15 protein-coding genes are annotated in these 22,142 nt (G+C 40.2%); 12 read left to right on the forward strand and 3 right to left on the reverse strand.

The window, feature by feature from the left end:
- The first annotated feature begins 98 nt into the window (after window positions 1-98).
- The 4 genes from HT711_RS09465 (at window position 99) to HT711_RS09480 (ending at window position 6,085) form a co-directional block, all read left to right on the forward strand.
- A complete protein-coding gene (locus HT711_RS09465) occupies window positions 99-839 on the forward strand; it encodes a DeoR/GlpR family DNA-binding transcription regulator (RefSeq protein WP_173250058.1) in 741 nt (246 codons plus the stop codon).
- Entirely contained in the window at window positions 836-1,747 is a 912-nt protein-coding gene (pfkB, locus tag HT711_RS09470; RefSeq protein ID WP_173250060.1) for a 1-phosphofructokinase, read from the forward strand. The genes HT711_RS09465 and pfkB overlap by 4 nt, the downstream gene beginning before the upstream one ends.
- Window positions 1,744-3,696, forward strand: a complete 1,953-nt coding sequence (locus HT711_RS09475) for a fructose-specific PTS transporter subunit EIIC (RefSeq protein ID WP_173250062.1) — start codon at window positions 1,744-1,746, stop codon at window positions 3,694-3,696. The genes pfkB and HT711_RS09475 overlap by 4 nt, the downstream gene beginning before the upstream one ends.
- An 85-nt stretch (window positions 3,697-3,781) precedes the next feature.
- Complete coding sequence (locus HT711_RS09480) at window positions 3,782-6,085, forward strand: DNA translocase FtsK (RefSeq protein WP_345890517.1); 2,304 nt, start codon at window positions 3,782-3,784, stop codon at window positions 6,083-6,085.
- 41 nt (window positions 6,086-6,126) lie between these two features.
- Here HT711_RS09480 and HT711_RS09485 read toward each other — a convergent pair whose 3' ends face one another.
- Window positions 6,127-6,555, reverse strand: a complete 429-nt coding sequence (locus HT711_RS09485) for a DUF6556 family protein (RefSeq protein WP_173250064.1) — start codon at window positions 6,553-6,555, stop codon at window positions 6,127-6,129.
- Between the two features lie 138 nt (window positions 6,556-6,693).
- Here HT711_RS09485 and HT711_RS09490 point away from each other — a divergent pair, with 138 nt between their 5' ends.
- From HT711_RS09490 to HT711_RS11345, 6 genes are all read left to right on the forward strand, one after another.
- Window positions 6,694-7,836 carry a cysteine desulfurase family protein gene (locus HT711_RS09490; RefSeq protein ID WP_173250066.1) on the forward strand — a complete coding sequence of 381 codons (1,143 nt, stop codon included), beginning with the start codon at window positions 6,694-6,696 and terminating at the stop codon, window positions 7,834-7,836.
- Window positions 7,837-7,844: 8 nt separating this feature from the next.
- Window positions 7,845-9,059, forward strand: a complete 1,215-nt coding sequence (gene thiI / locus HT711_RS09495) for a tRNA uracil 4-sulfurtransferase ThiI (RefSeq protein WP_173250068.1) — start codon at window positions 7,845-7,847, stop codon at window positions 9,057-9,059.
- A gap of 136 nt (window positions 9,060-9,195) precedes the next feature.
- Entirely contained in the window at window positions 9,196-10,020 is an 825-nt protein-coding gene (locus tag HT711_RS09500; RefSeq protein ID WP_173250070.1) for an alpha/beta hydrolase, read from the forward strand.
- A 21-nt stretch (window positions 10,021-10,041) separates the two neighbouring features.
- On the forward strand, window positions 10,042-10,782 hold the full coding sequence (locus HT711_RS09505; protein ID WP_173250072.1) for an esterase family protein: 741 nt from the start codon (window positions 10,042-10,044) through the stop codon (window positions 10,780-10,782).
- A 12-nt stretch (window positions 10,783-10,794) separates the two neighbouring features.
- Window positions 10,795-11,961 carry an ATP-grasp domain-containing protein gene (locus HT711_RS09510; protein WP_173250074.1) on the forward strand — a complete coding sequence of 389 codons (1,167 nt, stop codon included), beginning with the start codon at window positions 10,795-10,797 and terminating at the stop codon, window positions 11,959-11,961.
- 260 nt (window positions 11,962-12,221) lie between these two features.
- The gene (locus tag HT711_RS11345) at window positions 12,222-12,377 is read left to right on the forward strand and encodes a hypothetical protein (RefSeq protein WP_240149001.1); all 156 of its coding nucleotides are present in this window, start codon (window positions 12,222-12,224) and stop codon (window positions 12,375-12,377) included.
- A 116-nt stretch (window positions 12,378-12,493) separates the two neighbouring features.
- Here HT711_RS11345 and HT711_RS09520 read toward each other — a convergent pair whose 3' ends face one another.
- Both HT711_RS09520 and HT711_RS09525 read right to left on the reverse strand, forming a co-directional pair.
- Window positions 12,494-12,964: an arginine repressor gene (locus HT711_RS09520; RefSeq protein ID WP_173250076.1), complete on the reverse strand. Its 471-nt coding sequence runs from the start codon at window positions 12,962-12,964 to the stop codon at window positions 12,494-12,496.
- 16 nt (window positions 12,965-12,980) lie between these two features.
- Window positions 12,981-15,254: a Xaa-Pro dipeptidyl-peptidase gene (locus HT711_RS09525; RefSeq protein ID WP_173250078.1), complete on the reverse strand. Its 2,274-nt coding sequence runs from the start codon at window positions 15,252-15,254 to the stop codon at window positions 12,981-12,983.
- A gap of 584 nt (window positions 15,255-15,838) precedes the next feature.
- Between HT711_RS09525 and HT711_RS09530 the strand changes: the two genes are divergently transcribed.
- Both HT711_RS09530 and HT711_RS09535 read left to right on the forward strand, forming a co-directional pair.
- Window positions 15,839-18,853, forward strand: coding sequence for an LPXTG cell wall anchor domain-containing protein (locus HT711_RS09530; protein ID WP_173233867.1), 3,015 nt, complete (start codon window positions 15,839-15,841; stop codon window positions 18,851-18,853).
- Window positions 18,854-18,983: 130 nt separating this feature from the next.
- Window positions 18,984-22,085: a DNA polymerase III subunit alpha gene (locus HT711_RS09535; RefSeq protein WP_173233869.1), complete on the forward strand. Its 3,102-nt coding sequence runs from the start codon at window positions 18,984-18,986 to the stop codon at window positions 22,083-22,085.
- Window positions 22,086-22,142: the final 57 nt, after the last annotated feature.

Below are 22,142 nucleotides of genomic sequence, written 5' to 3' on the forward strand. Positions count from 1 at the left end.
AAAAATGATAGAATTTGAAAGAAAATGATAAAAAATGCTTGACTTTAAAAGAAAGTGTGATAGAATGAATAGTGTAAACGATAACAGGAGGTGATTCGGTGTTAAAAACAGAGCGGAAGCAACTGATTTTAGAGGAGTTAAATCAACATCATGTAGTTTCTCTAGAAAAATTAGTTAGTTTGCTAGAGACCTCAGAATCAACGGTTCGAAGAGACTTGGATGAATTGGAAGCAGAAAACAAGCTTCGTCGCGTGCATGGTGGAGCAGAATTGCCTCATTCCTTGCAGGAAGAAGAAACCATTCAAGAAAAATCTGTCAAAAACCTTCAAGAGAAGAAGTTGCTGGCTCAGAAAGCAGCCTCTCTTATCAAGGAACAAGATGTCATCTTTATCGATGCTGGAACAACGACAGCCTTTTTAATTCATGAATTGGTCAATAAGAATGTTACAGTTGTGACCAACTCCATTCACCATGCAGCTCAGTTGGTTGAAAAGCAGATTCCAACTGTCATGGTTGGAGGAAGTGTCAAGATGGCGACAGATGCGAGCATCGGGGGCGTTGCTCTTAACCAGATTAACCAATTGCACTTTGACCGTGCCTTTATCGGGATGAATGGTGTGGACGATGGCTATTATACGACTCCTGATATGGAGGAGGGAGCTGTGAAGCGTGCTATTTTAGAGAATGCCAAACAGACCTATGTCTTGGTGGATTCGTCTAAGATTGGACAAACTTGCTTTGCAAAGGTAGCACCACTCAAACGCGCTATTGTTATCACAAGTCAAGGGCATGATCTCTTGCAGGTTATTAAGGAGAAAACGGAGGTAATAGAAGTATGATTTATACAGTCACACTCAATCCATCCATTGACTATATCGTTCGTTTGGACCAAGTCCAAGTCGGTAGTGTCAATCGTATGGACAGTGATGATAAGTTTGCTGGTGGGAAAGGAATCAATGTCAGTCGTATCTTGAAACGCTTGGGTATTCCCAATACAGCGACGGGATTTATCGGTGGCTTTACTGGTAAATTTATCACAGATACTTTGGCAAAGGAAGAAATCGAGACACGTTTTGTCCAAGTGGCAGAAGATACTCGTATCAATGTTAAAATCAAAGCAGACCAAGAAACAGAAATCAACGGAACGGGTCCAACTGTTGAGCCCGAACAACTTGAAGAGTTAAAAGCCATTCTTTCAAGTCTGACAGCAGAAGATACAGTTGTCTTTGCTGGTTCAAGTGCTAAAAATCTAGGCAATGTCATCTACAAGGATTTGATTGCCTTGACACGCAAGACTGGTGCGCAAGTGGTTTGTGACTTTGAAGGACAGACCTTGATTGATAGTTTGGACTACCAGCCACTATTGGTTAAACCAAATAATCATGAACTTGGAGCTATCTTTGGGGTTAAACTTGACAGTTTGGACCAAATTGAGAAATATGCTCGAGAGTTACTGGCTAAAGGTGCTCAAAACGTCATTATCTCTATGGCTGGTGACGGTGCCCTTCTTGTCACATCTGAGGGAGCTTACTTTGCTAAACCAATCAAAGGGACAGTCAAAAATTCAGTCGGAGCTGGTGATTCTATGGTTGCCGGATTCACAGGTGAATTTGTCAAATCAAAAGACGCAGTAGAATCCTTCAAATGGGGAGTGGCTTGCGGAACGGCAACCACCTTCTCAGATGATTTGGCAACAGCAGAATTTATTAAAGAAACATATGAAAAAGTTGAGGTAGAAAAACGATGAAAATTCAAGACCTATTGAGAAAAGATGTTATGTTGCTGGATTTGCAGGCAACTGAAAAAACAGCTGTCATTGAAGAGATGATTAAAAGTTTGACAGAGCACGGTTATGTGACAGATTTTGAAACCTTTAAAGAAGGCATTTTGGCGCGTGAAGCCTTGACTTCTACTGGTTTAGGAGATGGTATCGCAATGCCTCACAGCAAAAACGCTGCTGTCAAAGAAGCGACAGTTCTCTTTGCTAAGTCAAACAAGGGTGTTAATTACGAAAGTTTAGATGGGCAACCAACCGACCTCTTTTTTATGATTGCAGCTCCAGAAGGTGCCAATGATACCCACTTGGCAGCCTTGGCAGAATTGTCTCAATACTTGATGAAGGATGGTTTTGCGGACAAACTTCGTCAAGCGCAATCAGCTGATCAAGTTATCGAACTTTTTGACCAAGCTTCAGAAAAAGCAGAGGAGCCTGTTCAAGCATCTACCAATGACTCTGGCGACTTTATCGTAGCTGTTACAGCTTGTACAACAGGTATTGCCCACACTTATATGGCTCAAGAAGCTCTTCAAAAAGTAGCTGCTGAAATGGGGGTTGGCATCAAGGTTGAAACCAACGGTGCTAGCGGTGTTGGAAACCAACTAACTGCTGAGGACATCCGCAAGGCTAAAGCTGTTATCATCGCAGCAGACAAGGCTGTAGAAATGGATCGTTTCGATGGCAAACCATTGATCAATCGTCCAGTTGCTGACGGTATTCGTAAAACAGAAGAATTAATTAACTTGGCTCTTTCTGGAGATGCTGAAGTCTACCGTGCTTCTAATGGAGCCAAAGCTGCAACAGCCTCTAACGAAAAACAAAGCCTTGGTGGTGCCTTCTACAAACATTTGATGAGTGGTGTATCGCAAATGTTGCCATTCGTTATTGGTGGTGGTATCATGATTGCCCTTGCCTTCTTGATTGACGGTGCTTTGGGTGTTCCAAATGAAAATCTTGGTAATCTTGGTTCCTATCATGAGCTAGCTTCTATGTTCATGAAAATCGGTGGTGCAGCCTTTGGTTTGATGCTTCCAGTCTTTGCAGGTTATGTTGCCTACTCTATCGCTGAAAAACCAGGTTTGGTAGCAGGTTTCGTGGCTGGTGCTATTGCCAAAGAAGGTTTTGCCTTTGGTAAAATTCCTTATGCCGCAGGTGGTGAAGCAACTTCAACTCTTGCAGGTGTCTCATCTGGTTTCCTAGGTGCCCTTGTTGGTGGATTTATCGCAGGTGCCTTGGTTCTTGCTATTAAGAAATACGTTAAAGTTCCTCGTTCACTTGAAGGTGCTAAATCAATCCTTCTCTTACCACTTCTTGGAACAATCTTGACTGGATTTGTCATGCTAGCTGTTAACATCCCAATGGCAGCAATCAACACTGCTATGAATGACTTCCTAGGCGGTCTTGGAGGAGGTTCAGCTGTCCTTCTTGGTATCGTCCTTGGTGGAATGATGGCTGTTGACATGGGTGGACCAGTTAACAAAGCAGCTTATGTCTTTGGTACAGGTACGCTTGCAGCGACTGTTTCTTCTGGTGGCTCTGTAGCTATGGCAGCAGTTATGGCGGGAGGAATGGTGCCACCACTTGCAATCTTTGTCGCAACTCTTCTTTTCAAAGATAAATTTACTAAGGAAGAACGCAACTCTGGTTTAACAAACATTATCATGGGCTTGTCATTTATCACTGAGGGAGCGATTCCATTTGGTGCCGCTGACCCAGCTCGTGCGATCCCAAGCTTCATTCTTGGTTCAGCAGTAGCAGGTGGCCTCGTTGGTCTTACTGGTATCAAACTCATGGCGCCACATGGAGGAATCTTCGTTATCGCGCTTACTTCAAATGCTCTTCTTTACCTCGTTTCTGTCTTGGTAGGAGCAATCGTAAGTGGTGTGGTCTATGGTTACCTACGCAAACCACAAGCATAAAAAATAGAAAAATGAAAAGATTGGACCGTTTTATCCAGTCTTTTTCTCTTCCCGAAATGCCTGTGAAATATGGTATAATAGAAGAATGGCAAACAAGAATACAAGTAAAACAAGACGGAGACCGTCTAAAGCAGAACTCGAAAGAAAAGAAGCGATTCAACGGATGTTGATTTCGTTGGGAATAGCGATTTTATTGATTTTCGCAGCCTTCAAATTAGGGGCTGCAGGTATCACCCTTTACAATTTAATCCGCTTGCTGGTGGGGAGCTTAGCATATCTGGCAATATTTGCTCTCTTGATTTATCTCTTCTTTTTCAAGTGGATACGAAAACAGGAAGGGCTCTTATCTGGCTTTTTCACTATATTTGCTGGCCTGCTCTTGATTTTGGAGGCCTACTTAGTTTGGAAATATGGTTTGGACAAGTCTGTTCTAAAGGGAACCATGGCTCAGGTTGTGACTGATTTGACTGGTTTTCGAACGACCAGTTTTGCTGGAGGGGGCTTGATTGGGGTTGCTCTTTATATTCCAGCTGCCTTTCTCTTTTCAAATATCGGCACTTACTTTATTGGTTCTATCTTGATTTTAGCAGGCGCTCTCCTAATCAGTCCTTGGTCTGTTTACGATATTGCTGAATTTTTCAGTAGAGGATTTGCCAAATGGAGAGAAGGGCATGAGCGTCGAAAAGAGGAACGCTTTGTCAAACAAGAAGAAAAAGCTCGCCAAAAGGCTGAGGAAAAGGCTAGATTAGAAAAAGAAGATGCTGAAAAAGCCTTACTCGATTTGCCTCCTGTTGATATGGAAACGGGTGAAATTCTGACTGATGATGTTGTGCTTGACGTTCCTCCTGTTCCAGAAGAAGAGTGGGTGGAACCAGAAATCATCCTGCCTCAACCAGAGCTTGAATTCCCTGAACAGGAAGATGGCTCTGATGATGAAGATGTTCAGGTCGATTTTTCAGCCAAGGAAGCCCTCGAATACAAACTTCCAAGCTTACAACTCTTTGCCCCAGATAAACCCAAGGATCAGTCTAAAGAGAAGAAAATCGTCCGGGAAAATATCAAAATCCTAGAAGAAACCTTTGCTAGCTTTGGTATCAAGGTAACAGTTGAACGGGCTGAAATTGGGCCATCAGTGACCAAGTATGAAGTCAAGCCAGCAGTTGGAGTACGGGTCAACCGCATTTCCAATCTAGCAGATGACCTCGCTCTAGCCTTGGCGGCCAAGGATGTCCGAATCGAAGCACCTATCCCAGGGAAATCTCTAGTCGGAATCGAAGTACCCAACTCTGAAATTGCGACAGTTTCTTTCCGCGAACTATGGGAACAATCTCAAACGAAAGCAGAAAATCTCTTGGAAATTCCTCTAGGAAAGGCGGTTAATGGCACTGCAAGAGCTTTTGACCTTTCTAAAATGCCCCACTTGCTAGTTGCAGGTTCAACGGGTTCAGGGAAGTCAGTAGCGGTTAACGGCATTATCGCTAGCATCCTCATGAAGGCGAGACCTGACCAAGTTAAATTTATGATGGTCGATCCCAAGATGGTTGAGTTGTCTGTTTACAATGATATTCCCCACCTCTTGATTCCAGTCGTGACCAATCCACGTAAGGCCAGCAAGGCTTTGCAAAAGGTCGTGGATGAAATGGAAAATCGTTATGAACTCTTTGCCAAGGTGGGAGTTCGGAATATTGCAGGTTTTAATGCCAAGGTAGAAGAGTTCAATGTCCAGTCTGAGTACAAGCAAATTCCGCTACCGCTCATTGTCGTGATTGTGGATGAGTTGGCTGACCTCATGATGGTTGCCAGCAAGGAAGTGGAAGATGCCATCATTCGTCTTGGGCAGAAGGCGCGGGCTGCAGGTATCCACATGATTCTTGCAACCCAGCGTCCATCAGTTGATGTCATCTCTGGTCTGATCAAGGCTAATGTCCCATCTCGAGTGGCTTTTGCGGTATCATCAGGTACAGACTCGCGCACCATCTTGGATGAAAATGGAGCGGAAAAACTGCTTGGACGTGGAGATATGCTTTTTAAACCAATTGATGAAAATCATCCAGTTCGTCTCCAAGGCTCCTTTATCTCGGATGATGATGTCGAACGTATCGTAAACTTCATCAAGGCTCAGGCTGATGCGGACTACGATGAGAGTTTTGATCCAGGTGAGGTTTCTGAAAATGAAGGTGAATTTTCAGATGGTGAATCTGGTGGAGATCCGCTTTTTGAAGAAGCCAAGGTTTTGGTTATTGAAACACAGAAAGCCAGCGCATCTATGATTCAGCGTCGTTTATCAGTTGGATTTAACCGTGCGACCCGTCTCATGGAAGAGCTTGAGATGGCAGGTGTCATTGGTCCAGCTGAAGGTACCAAACCAAGAAAAGTATTGCAACAATAAAAAATAGCTTCTTTCCAAGTTTGGAGGGAAGCTATTTCTGGCTATTGATTGGTTTTATTTTCTGAAGTTGGCGCATTGGACTGTTTTTCGTTTTCAGTAGCAGGTTTACTTGAAGCAGGAGTAGAAGAGTCCTGAGTTGCTGTTTTCTGATCTTCTTTTTTCTCTTCCTTGACGCTAGATTTTGGTGTTTCCTCTTGCTGTGTTTTTTCTTGACTAGTGTTAGTCTCTTTAGTTGGACTGGTGTTTTCCTTAGGGGATTCCTTTTGGATTTCTTTGACAATGGTTGTCGTCTGGCTTGTCGTAGGTTCTTTTTTAATATTTTTGTTATTATCCAAGGCATTCATGATCGTGATAGTCGCAGTAATCAAGCCGAGGATACTACCGATAGTAGCAACGGTTTTTTGAAAGACTGTAAAGCCTTTTTTGATGTGTTCTGTTTTTGGTTTTGAAGTTCTACGATAATTAGACATACATTCTCTCCTTTGATTAAAATTTATTATACCGCAATTCTTTAAAAAAATCTTAAAAAAAGAGGAATTGCCCTTTCTTGTCGCAAGCTCCGTTTCATGATACAATAGAAGAAGTGATTTTAGAAAGCGTGAGAAAACATGATTTACTTTGATAATTCGGCGACGACCAAGCCCTATCCTGAAGCCCTTGAAACCTATATGCAGGTCGCTTCAAAAATTTTAGGAAATCCATCTAGTCTCCATCGTTTGGGAGACCAGGCAACACGAATCTTAGATGCTTCTCGGCAACAGATTGCAGATTTAATTGGTAAGAAAAGCGATGAGATTTTCTTTACTTCTGGTGGAACAGAAGGGGATAACTGGGTTATCAAGGGAGTAGCATTTGAAAAAGCCCAGTTTGGTAAGCACATCATCGTATCAGCCATTGAACATCCAGCAGCCAAAGAATCAGCTCTTTGGTTGAAATCTCAAGGTTTTGAAGTGGATTTTGCTCCAGTAGATGAGAAAGGATTTGTGGATGTTGAGGCGCTAGCAGATTTGATAAGACCTGATACGACCCTCGTTTCCATCATGGCAGTTAACAATGAAATCGGCTCGATCCAACCTATTGAGGCTATTTCAGAATTGTTGGCAGATCAGCCGACTATTTCCTTCCACGTTGATGCGGTTCAGGCGCTTGCTAAGATTCCAACTGAAAAATATCTGACAGAACGAGTGGATTTCGCGACCTTTTCGAGTCATAAATTTCATGGTGTCCGAGGTGTTGGTTTTGTCTATATCAAGTCTGGCAAGAAGATTACACCTTTTTTAACAGGTGGTGGCCAGGAACGTGATTACCGTTCGACAACTGAAAATGTGGCAGGGATTGCAGCAACCGCTAAGGCTCTCCGTTTATCTATGGAAAAGCTAGATATCTTTAGGAGCAAGACTGGGCAGATGAAGGCAGTGATTCGTCAAGCACTTCTCGACTATCCAGATATTTTTGTCTTTTCAGATGAGGAAGACTTTGCCCCTCATATCCTGACTTTTGGAATCAAGGGTGTTCGTGGTGAAGTCATCGTTCACGCTTTTGAAGACTATGATATTTTCATCTCAACGACCTCTGCTTGTTCGTCCAAGGCAGGGAAACCTGCAGGTACCTTGATTGCCATGGGAGTGGACAAGGATAAGGCCCAGTCAGCTGTGCGTCTTAGTCTAGACCTTGAAAATGATATGAGTCAGGTCGAGCAGTTTTTGACCAAGTTAAAATTGATTTACAATCAAACTAGAAAAGTAAGATAGGAGCATTCATGCAGTATTCAGAAATTATGATTCGCTACGGTGAGCTGTCAACCAAGGGCAAAAACCGTATGCGTTTCATCAATAAACTTCGCAATAATATTTCAGACGTTTTGTCTATCTATCCCCAAGTTAAGGTAACCGCAGATCGTGATCGTGCCCATGCATACCTCAATGGCGCGGATTACACAGCAGTTGCAGAATCGCTTAAGCAAGTCTTTGGAATTCAGAATTTTTCTCCAGTATATAAGGTTGAAAAATCTGTAGAAGTTCTGAAGTCTTCTGTCCAAGAGATTATGCAGGACATCTACAAGGAAGGCATGACCTTTAAAATCTCTAGTAAACGTAGCGATCACAACTTTGAATTGGATAGTCGTGAACTCAACCAAACCCTTGGAGGAGCTGTTTTCGAAGCTATTCCAAACGTACAAGCTCAAATGAAAAGTCCTGACATCAATCTTCAGGTGGAGATTAGAGAAGAGGCAGCCTACCTTTCTTATGAAACTATTCGTGGGGCTGGTGGTTTGCCAGTTGGAACTTCAGGTAAAGGGATGCTTATGTTGTCAGGAGGGATTGACTCACCTGTAGCAGGTTATCTTGCTTTGAAACGTGGAGTGGATATTGAGGCAGTTCACTTTGCTAGCCCACCTTACACCAGTCCTGGTGCTCTTAAAAAAGCCCAAGATTTGACCCGTAAATTAACCAAGTTTGGTGGAAATATCCAGTTTATCGAAGTGCCTTTTACAGAGATTCAAGAGGAAATCAAAGCCAAAGCGCCAGAAGCCTATCTCATGACCTTGACGCGTCGTTTTATGATGCGGATTACCGACCGTATTCGTGAGGTACGAAATGGCTTGGTTATCATCAATGGGGAAAGTCTAGGTCAAGTAGCCAGCCAAACCCTTGAAAGTATGCAGGCTATCAATGCTGTTACAAACACTCCCATCATCCGTCCAGTTGTGACAATGGATAAGTTGGAAATCATTGACATTGCTCAGGCAATCGATACCTTTAACATTTCAATCCAACCGTTTGAAGACTGTTGTACGATTTTTGCACCAGATCGTCCTAAGACCAATCCTAAGATTAAGAATGCAGAGCAGTACGAAGCGCGTATGGATGTTGAAGGCTTGGTTGAGCGAGCAGTGGCTGGAATCATGATCACTGAAATCACACCTCAAGCCGAAAAAGATGAAGTCGATGACTTGATTGACAATCTGCTCTAATCAGAAAACACAAAAGAATAGCTGAAATCAGGAAAGAAAGTTAGTTTTTTATCATAAAAATAGGTAAAAAACTGACTTTTTTTCTATTTTTATGATATAATGAGATAAAATTTTGAATATAGAGAGTTTTCTGACAATGAATCATTCCTACTTTTATCTAAAAATGAAAGAACACAAACTCAAGGTTCCTTATACAGGTAAGGAGCGCCGTGTGCGTGTTCTTCTGCCTAAAGATTATGAGAAAGACACGAATCGTTCCTATCCTGTTGTTTACTTTCATGACGGGCAAAATGTTTTTTATAGCAAGGAGTCTTTCATTGGACATTCATGGAAGATTATCCCAGCTATCAAACGAAATCCTGATATCAGTCGCATGATTGTCGTTGCTATTGACAATGATGGTATGGGGCGGATGAATGAGTATGCGGCATGGAAGTTCCAAGAATCTCCTATCCCAGGGCAGCAGTTTGGCGGTAAGGGTGTGGAGTATGCTGAGTTTGTCATGGAGGTGGTCAAGCCTTTTATCGATGAAACCTATCGTACCAAAGCTGACCGCCAGCATACGGCCATGATTGGCTCTTCGCTAGGAGGCAATATTACCCAGTTTATCGGTTTGGAATACCAAGACCAAATTGGTTGCCTGGGCGTCTTTTCATCTGCAAACTGGCTCCACCAAGAAGCCTTTAACCGCTATATCGAGCGTCAGCAACTATCGCCTGACCAGCGTATCTTTATCTATGTAGGAACAGAAGAAGCAGATGATACAGACAAGACCTTGATGGCTGGCAATATCAAACAAGCCTATATCGACTCGTCGCTTCGCTATTACCATGATTTGATAGCAGGAGGAGTACACTTGGGTAATCTAGTATTGAAAGTTCAGTCTGGTGCCATCCATAGTGAAATACCTTGGTCAGAAAATCTACCCGATTGTCTGAGATTTTTTGCAGAAAAATGGTAAGTTAAGAAAGGAAAAAACGAAATGCATACTGAACATCTTAGCCACTGGAGTGGCAATCTTAACCGTGAAATGTACCTTAACCGTTATGGTCATGTTGGGATTCCAGTTGTGGTCTTTGCTTCATCAGGTGGTAGTCACAATGAATACTATGATTTTGGCATGATTGATGCCTGCGCTTCCTTTATCGAGGAAGGCCGTGTCCAGTTCTTTACCCTGTCCAGTGTAGATAGTGAGAGCTGGTTGGCCACTTGGAAACATGCTCATGACCAAGCGGAAATGCACCGTGCCTACGAACGTTATGTGATTGAGGAGGCCATTCCTTTTATCAAGCACAAGACAGGTTGGTTTGATGGCATGATGACGACAGGCTGCTCTATGGGAGCCTATCATGCACTCAATTTCTTCCTCCAGCATCCAGATGTCTTTACAAAAGTGATTGCTCTCAGTGGTGTTTACGATGCACGTTTCTTTGTCGGTGATTACTACAACGACGATGCTATTTACCAAAACTCGCCAGTAGACTATATCTGGAATCAGAACGACGGCTGGTTTATTGACCGTTATCGTCAGGCAGAGATTGTGCTTTGTACGGGTCTCGGTGCCTGGGAACAAGATGGATTGCCATCCTTCTACAAGCTTAAAGAAGCCTTTGACCAGAAACAAATTCCAGCCTGGTTTGCTGAATGGGGACACGATGTCGCCCACGATTGGGAATGGTGGCGCAAACAAATGCCTTATTTCCTTGGAAATCTCTATTTATAAAAGGAGTTATCTATGAATTACCTTGTTATTTCTCCCTACTATCCACAAAACTTTCAACAGTTTACCATCGAACTAGCTAATAAAGGCATCACAGTATTGGGAATTGGTCAAGAACCTTACGAGCAATTGGATGAGCCCTTGCGCAATAGCCTGACCGAGTATTTCCGTGTAGACAATCTTGAAAATATAGACGAAGTCAAACGAGCAGTTGCTTTTCTCTTTTATAAACATGGCCCAATTGACCGCATCGAGTCCCACAATGAATACTGGCTGGAACTGGACGCAGCACTCAGAGAACAATTTAATGTTTTTGGTGCCAAACCAGAGGATCTCAAAAAGACAAAATATAAGTCTGAAATGAAGAAACTTTTCAAAAAAGCAGGTGTCCCTGTGGTTCCTGGAGCTGTTATCAAGACGGAAGCAGATGTTAATCAAGCTGTAAAAGAAATCGGCCTTCCAATGATTGCCAAACCTGATAATGGAGTGGGAGCAGCCGCAACCTTTAAGCTTGAGACAGAGCACGATATCAATCACTTCAAGCAAGAATGGGACCATTCAACCCTTTATTTCTTTGAGAAATTTGTCACTTCCAGTGAAATTTGTACCTTTGATGGGCTCGTGGACAAGGATGGTAAAATTGTCTTTTCAACAACCTTTGACTACGCCTATACACCGCTTGATCTCATGATTTATAAGATGGACAATTCTTATTACGTTCTCAAGGATATGGATCCCAAACTGCGCAAGTATGGTGAAGCCATTGTCAAGGAATTTGGTATGAAAGAACGTTTCTTCCATATTGAGTTCTTCCGTGAAGGGGATGATTACATCGCCATTGAGTACAATAACCGTCCTGCAGGTGGTTTCACTATTGATGTTTATAACTTTGCTCATTCCTTGGACCTCTATCGTGGCTATGCAGCTATTGTTGCAGGAGAGGAGTTCCCAGCGTCAGAATTTGCATCTCAGTATTGTTTGGCTACATCACGTCGTGCAAATGCCCATTATGTCTATTCTGAGGAGGACTTGCTTGCCAAATACAGCCATCAGTTCAAGGTTAAGAAAATCATGCCAGCGGCCTTTTCAGAACTTCAAGGAGATTACCTGTATATCCTGACAACTCCGAGTCGACAAGAAATGGAGCAGATGATTGCAGATTTCGGACAACGTCAGGCTTAAGAGACTATTGGATTAAGGAAATTCACTTCCTTAATCCTTTTGTTTTGTCTGATAAAAAATAAGAGCATCCTAACAAGGTAGCTATCATAAAACTTGTTCGATAACTATTTGAAGCAGGATTAGGTGGTCAGAAATTGAATTTTAACATTTCAATTGAGTCATAGTATTGTGCTTTCGTATCCTTAAATCAGCTAAAAGGATCCATGACGACACCTATACGATATAGTTTTCAAAATACCAAACAAGTCTATTAATACTCAATGAAAATCAAAGATCAAACTAGGAAACTAGCTGCAGGCTGCTCAAAACACTGTTTTGAGGTTGTAGATGAAACTGACGAAGTCAGTAACCATACCCACGGCAAGGCGATGTTGACGGAGATTGAAGAGATTTTCGAAGAGTATAAATCTTCCTAGGATAAAGCAAAACGCATAGTATCAAGGGTTTTCAACACTTGATACTATGCGTTTTCTGATGTTAAAGACTTTCTACCAGTTTTTTTTAAAGCATAATTGTTAGTTGTAGTCATTTATTATTCTTCAAAGAAAAATGGTGGGGCGAATTTTTTCAGTTCTTCAAAGCACTTTTGAGCAGCTTCTGCATCTTCGCAGATGATGAGACAGACATCATCGCCACAAAGGGTTGCGATAATATATTGGAAATCAAGAGCATCAATAATTGTAGCGAACGATTGTGCTAGACCAGGAAGAGTTTTGAGTAGGACTTGGTGCTGAATAGGTCGCAACATGATGAGGGCATCTTCCATATAGTTTTCCAAACGTTTTTCCCATTTTGAGATGGAACCATTATTAAGAACATGATAAGCGTTATCTTCTTCGCGGACTTTTGATAGGTTCATATTTTTGATGTCGCGTGAGAGGGTTGCCTGGGTCACTTGAATGTCGTTCTCAGCAAGAAGGGACTGCAATTCAGCCTGTGTATGAATCTTGTTTTTTGCGACAAGAGCGCGTATGAGTTGGTGGCGGTGTTCTGATTTATTCATAATAATGTAACTCCTTTTAGCAAGGTATGGTAAGCGTGGACTGAGAGAGGTCGACAGTCAGGTGGTAGTCGGTATTGTCACGGATGGTGATTTCAAAGTCAGTCGTATAGAGGACTAAACGAAGAGTATCTCCTTCTTTTAGCTTATAAATAGTAGGTTGCAGTTCAAATTGCACATCCATCCATTCATCTGCAGTAACATCCTCTACTAACAGTAAATCATTTCTATTTTGTAAATTAAGGTAACCTTTTGTCATGACTCGTTGTGCATTTGGTCTAAATGGTAATTCACAGAGATTTTCCAACATGTGGTAGCGTCCATTATCAATGGTTTTAGCACTGATAATAGCTGGATAAGGTTGTAGGTATTTCTTCTGTCCAAATTCTAGCAGTTGGGCAGATAAGAGCCCCTTATTTGTACTGGATTTGATACGAAGATTAAGTTGGGCACGACCGTTCAAGTGAAGATCCTTAGTCACAGGAAGGTCAATAGTAATTTGATTTGTTTTCCCTTGATAGAGTTCCGTATTGAAGGTCTGGTAGGTCTTACCATAACGTTCAAAATCCTTATCTGAGTACTGGTTTTGAATGACCTGTTCTTCTTGACCGAGTGAGAAGGTTTCAAAGTTTTCTTGCTCACCAAAGTTATCAAGAGATAACCAAGTCTGAGGAGCAGTATTGTCCTGCCAGATAACGGTCGGAAGTTGAAAATCTGTATCTTGTCCCAATAATTTCTTGGTTAATAAGGCATTCATGGATTCACGGAAGTCAATGGACTGCCAGTTGTTCATGTACACATGGGCGCCATTGTGGAAAAAGAGATGCTTGTTTATGTGAGCAGGAAGGGCATGGAACATCTGGTAAACATGAAGTGGTTTGACATTCCAATCCTGTGAACCGTGGGTAAAGACAACCTCTGATTTTACCTTATGGGCATTGAGCAGGTAGTTGCGATCATGCCAAAACTGGTTATAGTCGCCGGTCTTGCGATCCAGTTGCTCTTTTACTTTTTCTAAGTCAGCTTGGTGAGCTTCATTGCCACGGATATAGTCGCCAGCCAAGAGATTACGAGAGTAGGTTAGTTCAGCAAGGGAGTCAAAGTCCTCACCTGGATAACCACCTGGGCTAGTCACCAGACCGTTTTCACGGTAGTAGTTGTACCATGAAGAAATGCCAGCCTCAGCAATGATAACCTCTAAACCATCGACACCTGTAGTCGCAAGCCCATTGGACATGGTTCCAAGATAGGAAAGTCCAGTTGTGGCAACTTTTCCATTTGACCAGTTAGCTTTGACTTGACGCTGACGTGTATGGTCAGTGAAGGCACGACAACGACCATTAAGCCAGTCGATGACATTTTTATAAGCCTCAATTTGTTGGTAGTCGCCATTAGTCATGAAACCAGTAGAGTCTTTGGTACCAACACCTGACACATAGAGATTGGCAAAACCTCGTGGAAGGAAGTAGTCGTTGAGTGTATAGCTAGAGTTGATGTGACTTAGCTTTTCCTCAGCTTCTGACACAAGCTCAGCTTGGCCTTGAGGTTGGACGAGATTGAGTTGAGGTTCCTCTAGTTCAATCTTATGAGCAGGTTTAACCTCAAGCTCGGCCTCCATCTTGTAGAGAGCCTTATCGCTTGCCTTGTCATTTGTTCCCTGATGATAAGGGCTGGCTGTCATGATAGCAGGGATTTGTCCATCATAACGAGGACGAATAATGCTGACCTTGACTAGATCTGGTAAGCCTTTTTGGTCAGTATCGACACGAGACTCAACGTAAACGACTTCACGAATGACATCATGGCTAGAAAAAGTAGCCAAACTCTTGCCGTTAAAGTAGTGATAGCCATTATCCTCAGGGATAAGACCGTCGCTTACCAGCTGATCAATCAGGGTATTCCCCTTTTTGGTGCGAGTATTGAGTAACTGATAGAGATTTTCAATCATGTCACCGTATACAATAGGAAATCCAGTCTCCTTACGAAACGCTTCACTATCTTCGAAGTCAACCAAATAAGAAAAGCCTAAAAGTTGAAAGGCGACAGTATAAAAAATATCTGCTGTCAAGTCTTTGTCAGATTTGAAAAAAGTTAATATGTTAGTTTCTTTATCTATAGCTAAGCAGGAGAGTGGATAGTCGGTGTTCTCATAAGTGAAAAATAAGCGACGTAAAAAAGTTTCCAGTAATTCCTTGGGATTGGCTGTGTTTTGTAAATCAAAGCCATATTTTTTTAGTTCAGATAAGATATTTTCTTTTGGAAAAGTGATATAACTATATTGATTAAAACGCATAGAACCTCCATATAGAATGATAGTTAAGGTTATTATATCAAAAAAAAAGCAGAAAGGGAATTGTTAACTGCAAAAGGAAATAATCCAATAAAAATGAATAAAGTACTAAATTCAACATAGAGAACAGTGTAACAATAGATATAATAGGTATAATATAAAAATTCTAGGAGATTTATATTGTATGTTTTCTATTTTATATATAATATAGTATAAATATAAAAAATAATGACAAAAACACAAATGAATAAAAAGTAAATTAGTACGCTGATGAAATTTTTCTGGTAACTTCTCAAAGTAACTTCCACTTGCCTGACCAAAGTGGAAATTAGTCTAAAACGGATTTTTATGGTGGAATTAAGTGTGAGATGTTTGAGAAGTTACGTAAGCTTAAAAAAATGAGTAATAGAAGCTGATTTCATTGACTTTTAAGGGAGGAGAGGAGTATAATATATACTGTATAATTGTATGCAATTGATTACAAAAATAAAAATAGAAAGCGATAACTATGTATAAAGCAAAAAGACACGTGAACAGATAATCTTTTGATTTAATGTTTTACTAAGTACTGAATTGGAGGAGATAATATGAGGTTAGAAAAAATGAAAAGGCATTCAATTCGTAAGTTGAGTGTAGGAATTGTTTCTGTTGTGATAGGGCAGTTCTGTATTGGTAGAATAGAAACACCTGTAGTAGCGGATGAAGTTAAAATAACAACTAGTGCAGAAAATTCTACTTCTGAGAGTGCAAGCAAGATTTCAAATGAAAATTCTAATGTAAAAGAAGAAAATAACTTATCAACAGCTTTGGAACAACAAAATCATAAAGAGTTAAAGTTACAAGAGAATAGTCATAAAAATATAGGAGAATCCTCTACACAAGAAGTTCGAGAAGAAGGAACACAATTACCAAAAAATAAATTGGAAGAAGATAATAAGCAACTAGTAAGAAAAAAACGTTCTGTAACTGACGAGGAAACTCCAACAAGTATTGCTAGTGAAGAATTACCGGTTACTCAATCGACTCCTCATTATTTAGTAACGGGTAAAAACTATTATAACGATCCATCTATAAATTTGGGAGAAACTTTAACTAAAAAAGTTAAAGACATTGTTAATGCCAATCAATTTACACGATTAAAGAATACTTATGGAGATGATCTTTCAGAGGATACTACGGTATTAGAATTTTGGAAGAAATTTGGGTATTCTCCTGAAGATCGTTATTCCTATCATCATAAAGTAACCGATAAAAGAGGGAATGCTGCAAATGCAACTGAGAAAACTGGACAACAGACAACCTTTGAACTACCTTATGAGATTATTTATTATCAAAAAAATGGACAAAAACATGCTGTAAAAGTTCCAAATCTTTTTTCAAGATTAGCAGTTGGGGAACAACCAAATATTTGGAAAAAAGTTGATAAAAACTGGGGAAGTGGTTGGACAAGAGGTTCAGTATCTGACTTAGAAGTGATGAATAATCTTTTAGGTTATGGGGAAGATAGTACAGTTGACCAGTATATTTTAGATCCTGCTAATAAAAATAATTTTGTAATACCAACACGTTATAATACAGAAAGAAATGATGTATGGTTAACAATGAGAGGTGGAAGTCCAGATCGGTATGGATCTTATTTAACTGGAGCTCGTGCTCATCTCACGGCAACATCTGCTTCTGGGAAACAAATGAATGAAAAATCTAATATAGAAAAAACAAGTTCGGATGAATTTTATATTAATACTACTACAAAATTAGGGATTACAGAGGCTGGATTCGATAATCTTGGAGAGGGATTTTTAGGAGGAAAGTCTGTTGTTGGTAGTCAAAAAATATTTGAAAAAGTCAATAATGGTGGAACGGTAAAATCTTTTTGGAGTAGTTATACTTTCCAAGATTTGAGAAATCGTTTGATTACACATTTTATGAATGATATTAATTCTAATCTTGAGAATTATGAAAAACAAGCAACTGGAATTAATTTAGGAGTAGGTGGTCAAATTCAGTTGACAGGACTTTATCGTATGTCAGACTTAGATCCAGCGACAATTACTACTAATAATATTTCTAATTATAATAATTATTTATCTGATGAGAAAACACGTTTAGATGAATCTTCACATGTAACGAATGTTGAATACTATATGTATAATAGTGCAAATAAAGAACAATTATTTTCTCCAGCTAAATCAGTATTCCAAATTGAAACTACTCGTCCTTACTTTAAGAGCTTTGGAGATTTATCAACAGCTGTTAAACTTAGAAAGACAATACTAGATACAGAATTTGTTAATAAATTAGGAAGTAATTCGTTTGAATTAGAAGATAAAGGAATGACAAGTTCTGGTGATAAAATTGGTGTGGATAAGACACATGTTCGTGCCATGATTACTGAAAATGGTGTGATAAAAGAACGTAATTTAAGTTTAGATGATTTAAAAGCTTCATTAAACAAGCCAGAGTACTTAAATAAAGAATTGAAGATTTTTTATACGTATGCTGCTTTAGATACTAAAGGAATTGATGGAAAGTTACCAACTGAAATAACTACGAATCAAGGAGCATATGCAGTTCCAATAGTCCGTACTGTACAAGTATTAGAAAATATAGCTAAGACAGAAGACAGGAAAGTAATTCGTAAAATTCAGTATAAAGATCAAGATACACAACAGTTGATTCAAGAAGCGCCTGCTGTTACACAAGAAGCAATTGTAACTAGAACTAAGTTATTGGATCCACTTACAAATAGTATACTAGGTTATGATACAAATAATGATGGTATAGTAGATACGACTGATGAAAATCAGGCTTGGGTAGTTAAAGAACAAACGTGGATAGAGGTGAAATCACCATTAATTGAGAACTATAACGCACCAAATAAAGCAAAAGTGGAAGCAGTAGAGATTACACCAACAACAGAAAATGTGACAGAAGTAATTGAGTATACGCAAGGAACAGAAAATATAGTTGAAAGTAACACAGTTACACGTACTATCAAGTATGTAGATGCAGCGGATAAGACAAAAGAAGTTGCAAGAACTGTTAAACAAACAGCAACCATCACACGAACAAATGTGAGAAACAAAGTTACAGGAGCAATAACTGAAGGAAAATGGAGTGAAGTAAGCTGGGATGCAGTAGAATCTCCAAGTGTTAAAAACTATAATGCTCCAAATAAAGCAAAAGTGGATGCGGTACAAATTACACCAACAACAAAAGATGTGACAGTGATTGTGGAATATACAAAACTCAAGCCAGAACCAAAACCGGAGCCAAAACCAAAACCAGCATCACAACCGGAACCAAGACCTTACCCAGGTCCAACTCCAACTCCGATTCCACAACCAGCTCCAGCACCTCAGCCAGAGCCTAATCCTGCACCAAATCCTGTTCCAGTGTCACCTGAGACTCCTGAACAACCAGTAGCTCTAGTGACACCAGAACAACCAGCAGAGCCTGCTACACCACAGTATATGAATGGTCAAAATGAACTTCCAAATACTGGTACAAAAAATCATGCTGATTTAGCAACATTTGGACTTCTAGGAGCCTTGGGTGGATTTGGATTGGTAGCTCGTAAGAAAAAAGAAGATGAAAAATAATTTCGAATCTCTTTAGATACAGTTTTTCATTCAAATAGTCAAAGAACTTGAGATTTCATATCTCAGGTTCTTTTCTTTCTCTTTTTGAAAATGGTATAATATAGTGAGAAGGATAGAGGAGAATTGTAAATTGATCGCACAACTAGATACAAAAACAGTCTATAGTTTTATGGAGAGCGTCATTTCAATTGACAAGTATGTGAGAGCAGCTAAAGAATACGGCTACACTCATCTGGCCATGATGGATATTGATAATCTTTACGGTGCTTTCGACTTTCTAGAGATTACAAAAAAATACGGTATTCATCCTTTACTAGGGCTTGAAATGACTGTATTTGTGGATGCTCAGGAAGTGAATTTGCGCTTTTTAGCTCTATCTAGTGTGGGCTATCAGCAGTTGATGAAGCTTTCAACAGCAAAGATGCAGGGTGAGAAAAGTTGGTCAGTCCTGTCCCAGTATCTGGAGGATATTGCGGTCATTATGCCTTATTTTGATGGACTGGAGTCGTTAGAACTAGGCTGTGATTACTATATTGGAGTTTATCCAGAAACACTGACAAGCGAATTTCATCATCCTATTTTGCCCCTTTATCGGGTCAACGCTTTTGAAAGTAGGGATAGAGAAGTTTTGCAAGTCTTAACAGCGATTAAAGAAAATCTACCACTTAGAGAAGTTCCCTTGCGTTCACGACAAGATGTCTTTATATCAGCAAGTTCTTTAGAGAAATTATTCCTAGAACGTTTTCCGCAAGCCTTGGACAATTTAGAAAAGCTGATTTCAGGCATTTCTTACGACTTGGATACGAGTCTGAAACTGCCTCGTTTTAACCCAGCTAGACCAGCAGTAGAGGAGTTGAGAGAGCGTGCTGAACTGGGGCTTGTTCAGAAGGGGTTGACTAGTAAAGAATATCAAGAACGTCTAAACCAAGAATTGGCTGTTATTCATGATATGGGCTTTGATGATTATTTCTTGGTTGTCTGGGATTTGTTGCGTTTTGGACGTTCGAATGGCTATTATATGGGAATGGGACGGGGTTCTGCAGTAGGTAGCTTGGTTTCCTATGCCTTAGACATCACAGGGATTGACCCAGTAGAGAAAAATCTGATTTTTGAACGCTTTCTTAATCGTGAACGCTATACCATGCCTGATATTGATATTGATATCCCAGATATTTATCGTCCAGATTTTATCAGGTATGTTGGCAATAAATATGGTAGTAAACATGCGGCTCAAATCGTTACTTTTTCAACCTTTGGGGCCAAGCAAGCTCTTCGAGATGTCTTGAAACGTTTTGGTGTGCCAGAGTATGAATTATCTGCAATTACCAAGAAAATCAGTTTTCGTGACAATCTCAAGTCGGCTTATGAGGGTAACCTCCAGTTTCGTCAGCAAATTAATAGTAAGTTAGAATACCAAAAAGCCTTTGAGATTGCTTGCAAGATAGAGGGTTATCCAAGACAAACCTCTGTCCATGCGGCTGGTGTTGTAATTAGTGACCAAGATTTGACCAACTACATCCCCCTAAAGCACGGTGATGAAATTCCACTGACTCAGTATGATGCTCATGGAGTTGAGGCTAGCGGACTTTTGAAAATGGACTTTCTGGGATTACGAAATTTGACCTTTGTCCAGAAGATGCAAGAGTTGCTTGCTGAAACAGAAGGTATTCATCTAAAAATAGAAGAAATTGATTTGGAAGACAAAGAAACGTTAGCTCTTTTTGCTTCTGGCAATACAAAAGGTATTTTTCAATTTGAGCAACCTGGTGCTATTCGCCTGCTAAAACGTGTTCAGCCTGTCTGTTTTGAAGATGTCGTCGCGACTACTTCTCTAAATCGACCGGGTGCTAGTGACTATATCAATAATTTTGTGGCAAGAAAGCATGGGCAGGAAGAAGTGACTGTTCTAGATCCAGCTCTGGAGGATATTTTGGCTCCAACTTATGGCATTATGCTCTATCAGGAGCAGGTTATGCAGGTTGCCCAGCGATTTGCTGGATTTAGTCTTGGGAAGGCCGATATTTTGCGTCGAGCTATGGGGAAAAAGGATGCTTCTGCCATGCATGAGATGAGAGCTTCCTTTATTCAAGGTTCATTAGATGCTGGTCATACTGTGGAAAAGGCAGAGCAGGTCTTTGATGTCATGGAGAAGTTTGCAGGTTATGGTTTTAACAGGTCACATGCCTATGCCTACTCAGCCTTGGCCTTCCAGTTGGCTTATTTCAAAACGCATTACCCAGCCATTTTTTATCAGGTCATGTTGAATTCTGCCAACAGTGATTACTTAATAGATGCACTTGAAGCAGGCTTTGAAGTGGTGCCTCTGTCCATCAACACCATTCCCTATCACGATAAAATTGACAACAAGGCTATCTATCTAGGATTGAAATCGATTAAGGGAGTCAGCAATGATCTGGCTCTATGGATTCTTGAAAACAGACCCTATTCTAACATTGAAGATTTTATAGCTAAATTACCTGAAAATTATCTGAAACTTCCTCTGCTAGAACCTTTGGTAAAAGTTGGTCTTTTCGATTTATTTGAAAAAAATCGTCAAAAAGTATTCAATAATTTAGTTAATCTATTTGAATTTGTAAAAGAGTTAGGAAGTTTGTTTGGAGATACTATTTATAGTTGGCAGGAATCGGAAGATTGGACGGAACAAGAAAAATTCTATATGGAACAAGAGCTTTTAGGGATAGGTGTCAGCAAACATCCCCTACAAGCTATTGCAAATAAGGCTATTTACCCGATTACTCCAATTGGGAATTTGTCAGAAAATAGCTACGCTATTATTTTGGTTGAAGTTCAGAAAATAAAAGTAATTCGTACCAAAAAGGGCGAAAACATGGCTTTCTTACAGGTAGATGATAGTAAAAAAAAATTGGATGTTACTCTCTTTTCAGACTTATATCGTCAGATTGGGCAGGAAATAAAAGAGGGAGCCTTCTACTATATAAAAGGAAAAATCCAGTCACGTGATGGCCGTCTGCAAATGATTGCACAAGAAATAAGAGAAGCAGTTGCTGAACGCTTTTGGATACAGGTGAAGAATCATGATTCGGATCAAGAAATTTCACGTATTTTAGACCAGTATAAGGGCCCAATCCCAGTCATTATCAGGTATGAAGAAGAACAGAAAACAATCGTTTCCCCTCATCATTTTGTAGCTAAATCCAATGAATTAGAAGCGAAATTGAATGAAATCGTTATGAAAACGATTTATCGCTAAAAATACGGAAAATAGAAGAATTTTAAAATCAAATGTGGTATAATCAAGAAGAATGTT

Origin of the sequence: Streptococcus sp. 1032 (assembly GCF_013277015.1) — a bacterium.
In the GTDB taxonomy this organism is placed as follows: Bacteria; Bacillota; Bacilli; order Lactobacillales; family Streptococcaceae; genus Streptococcus.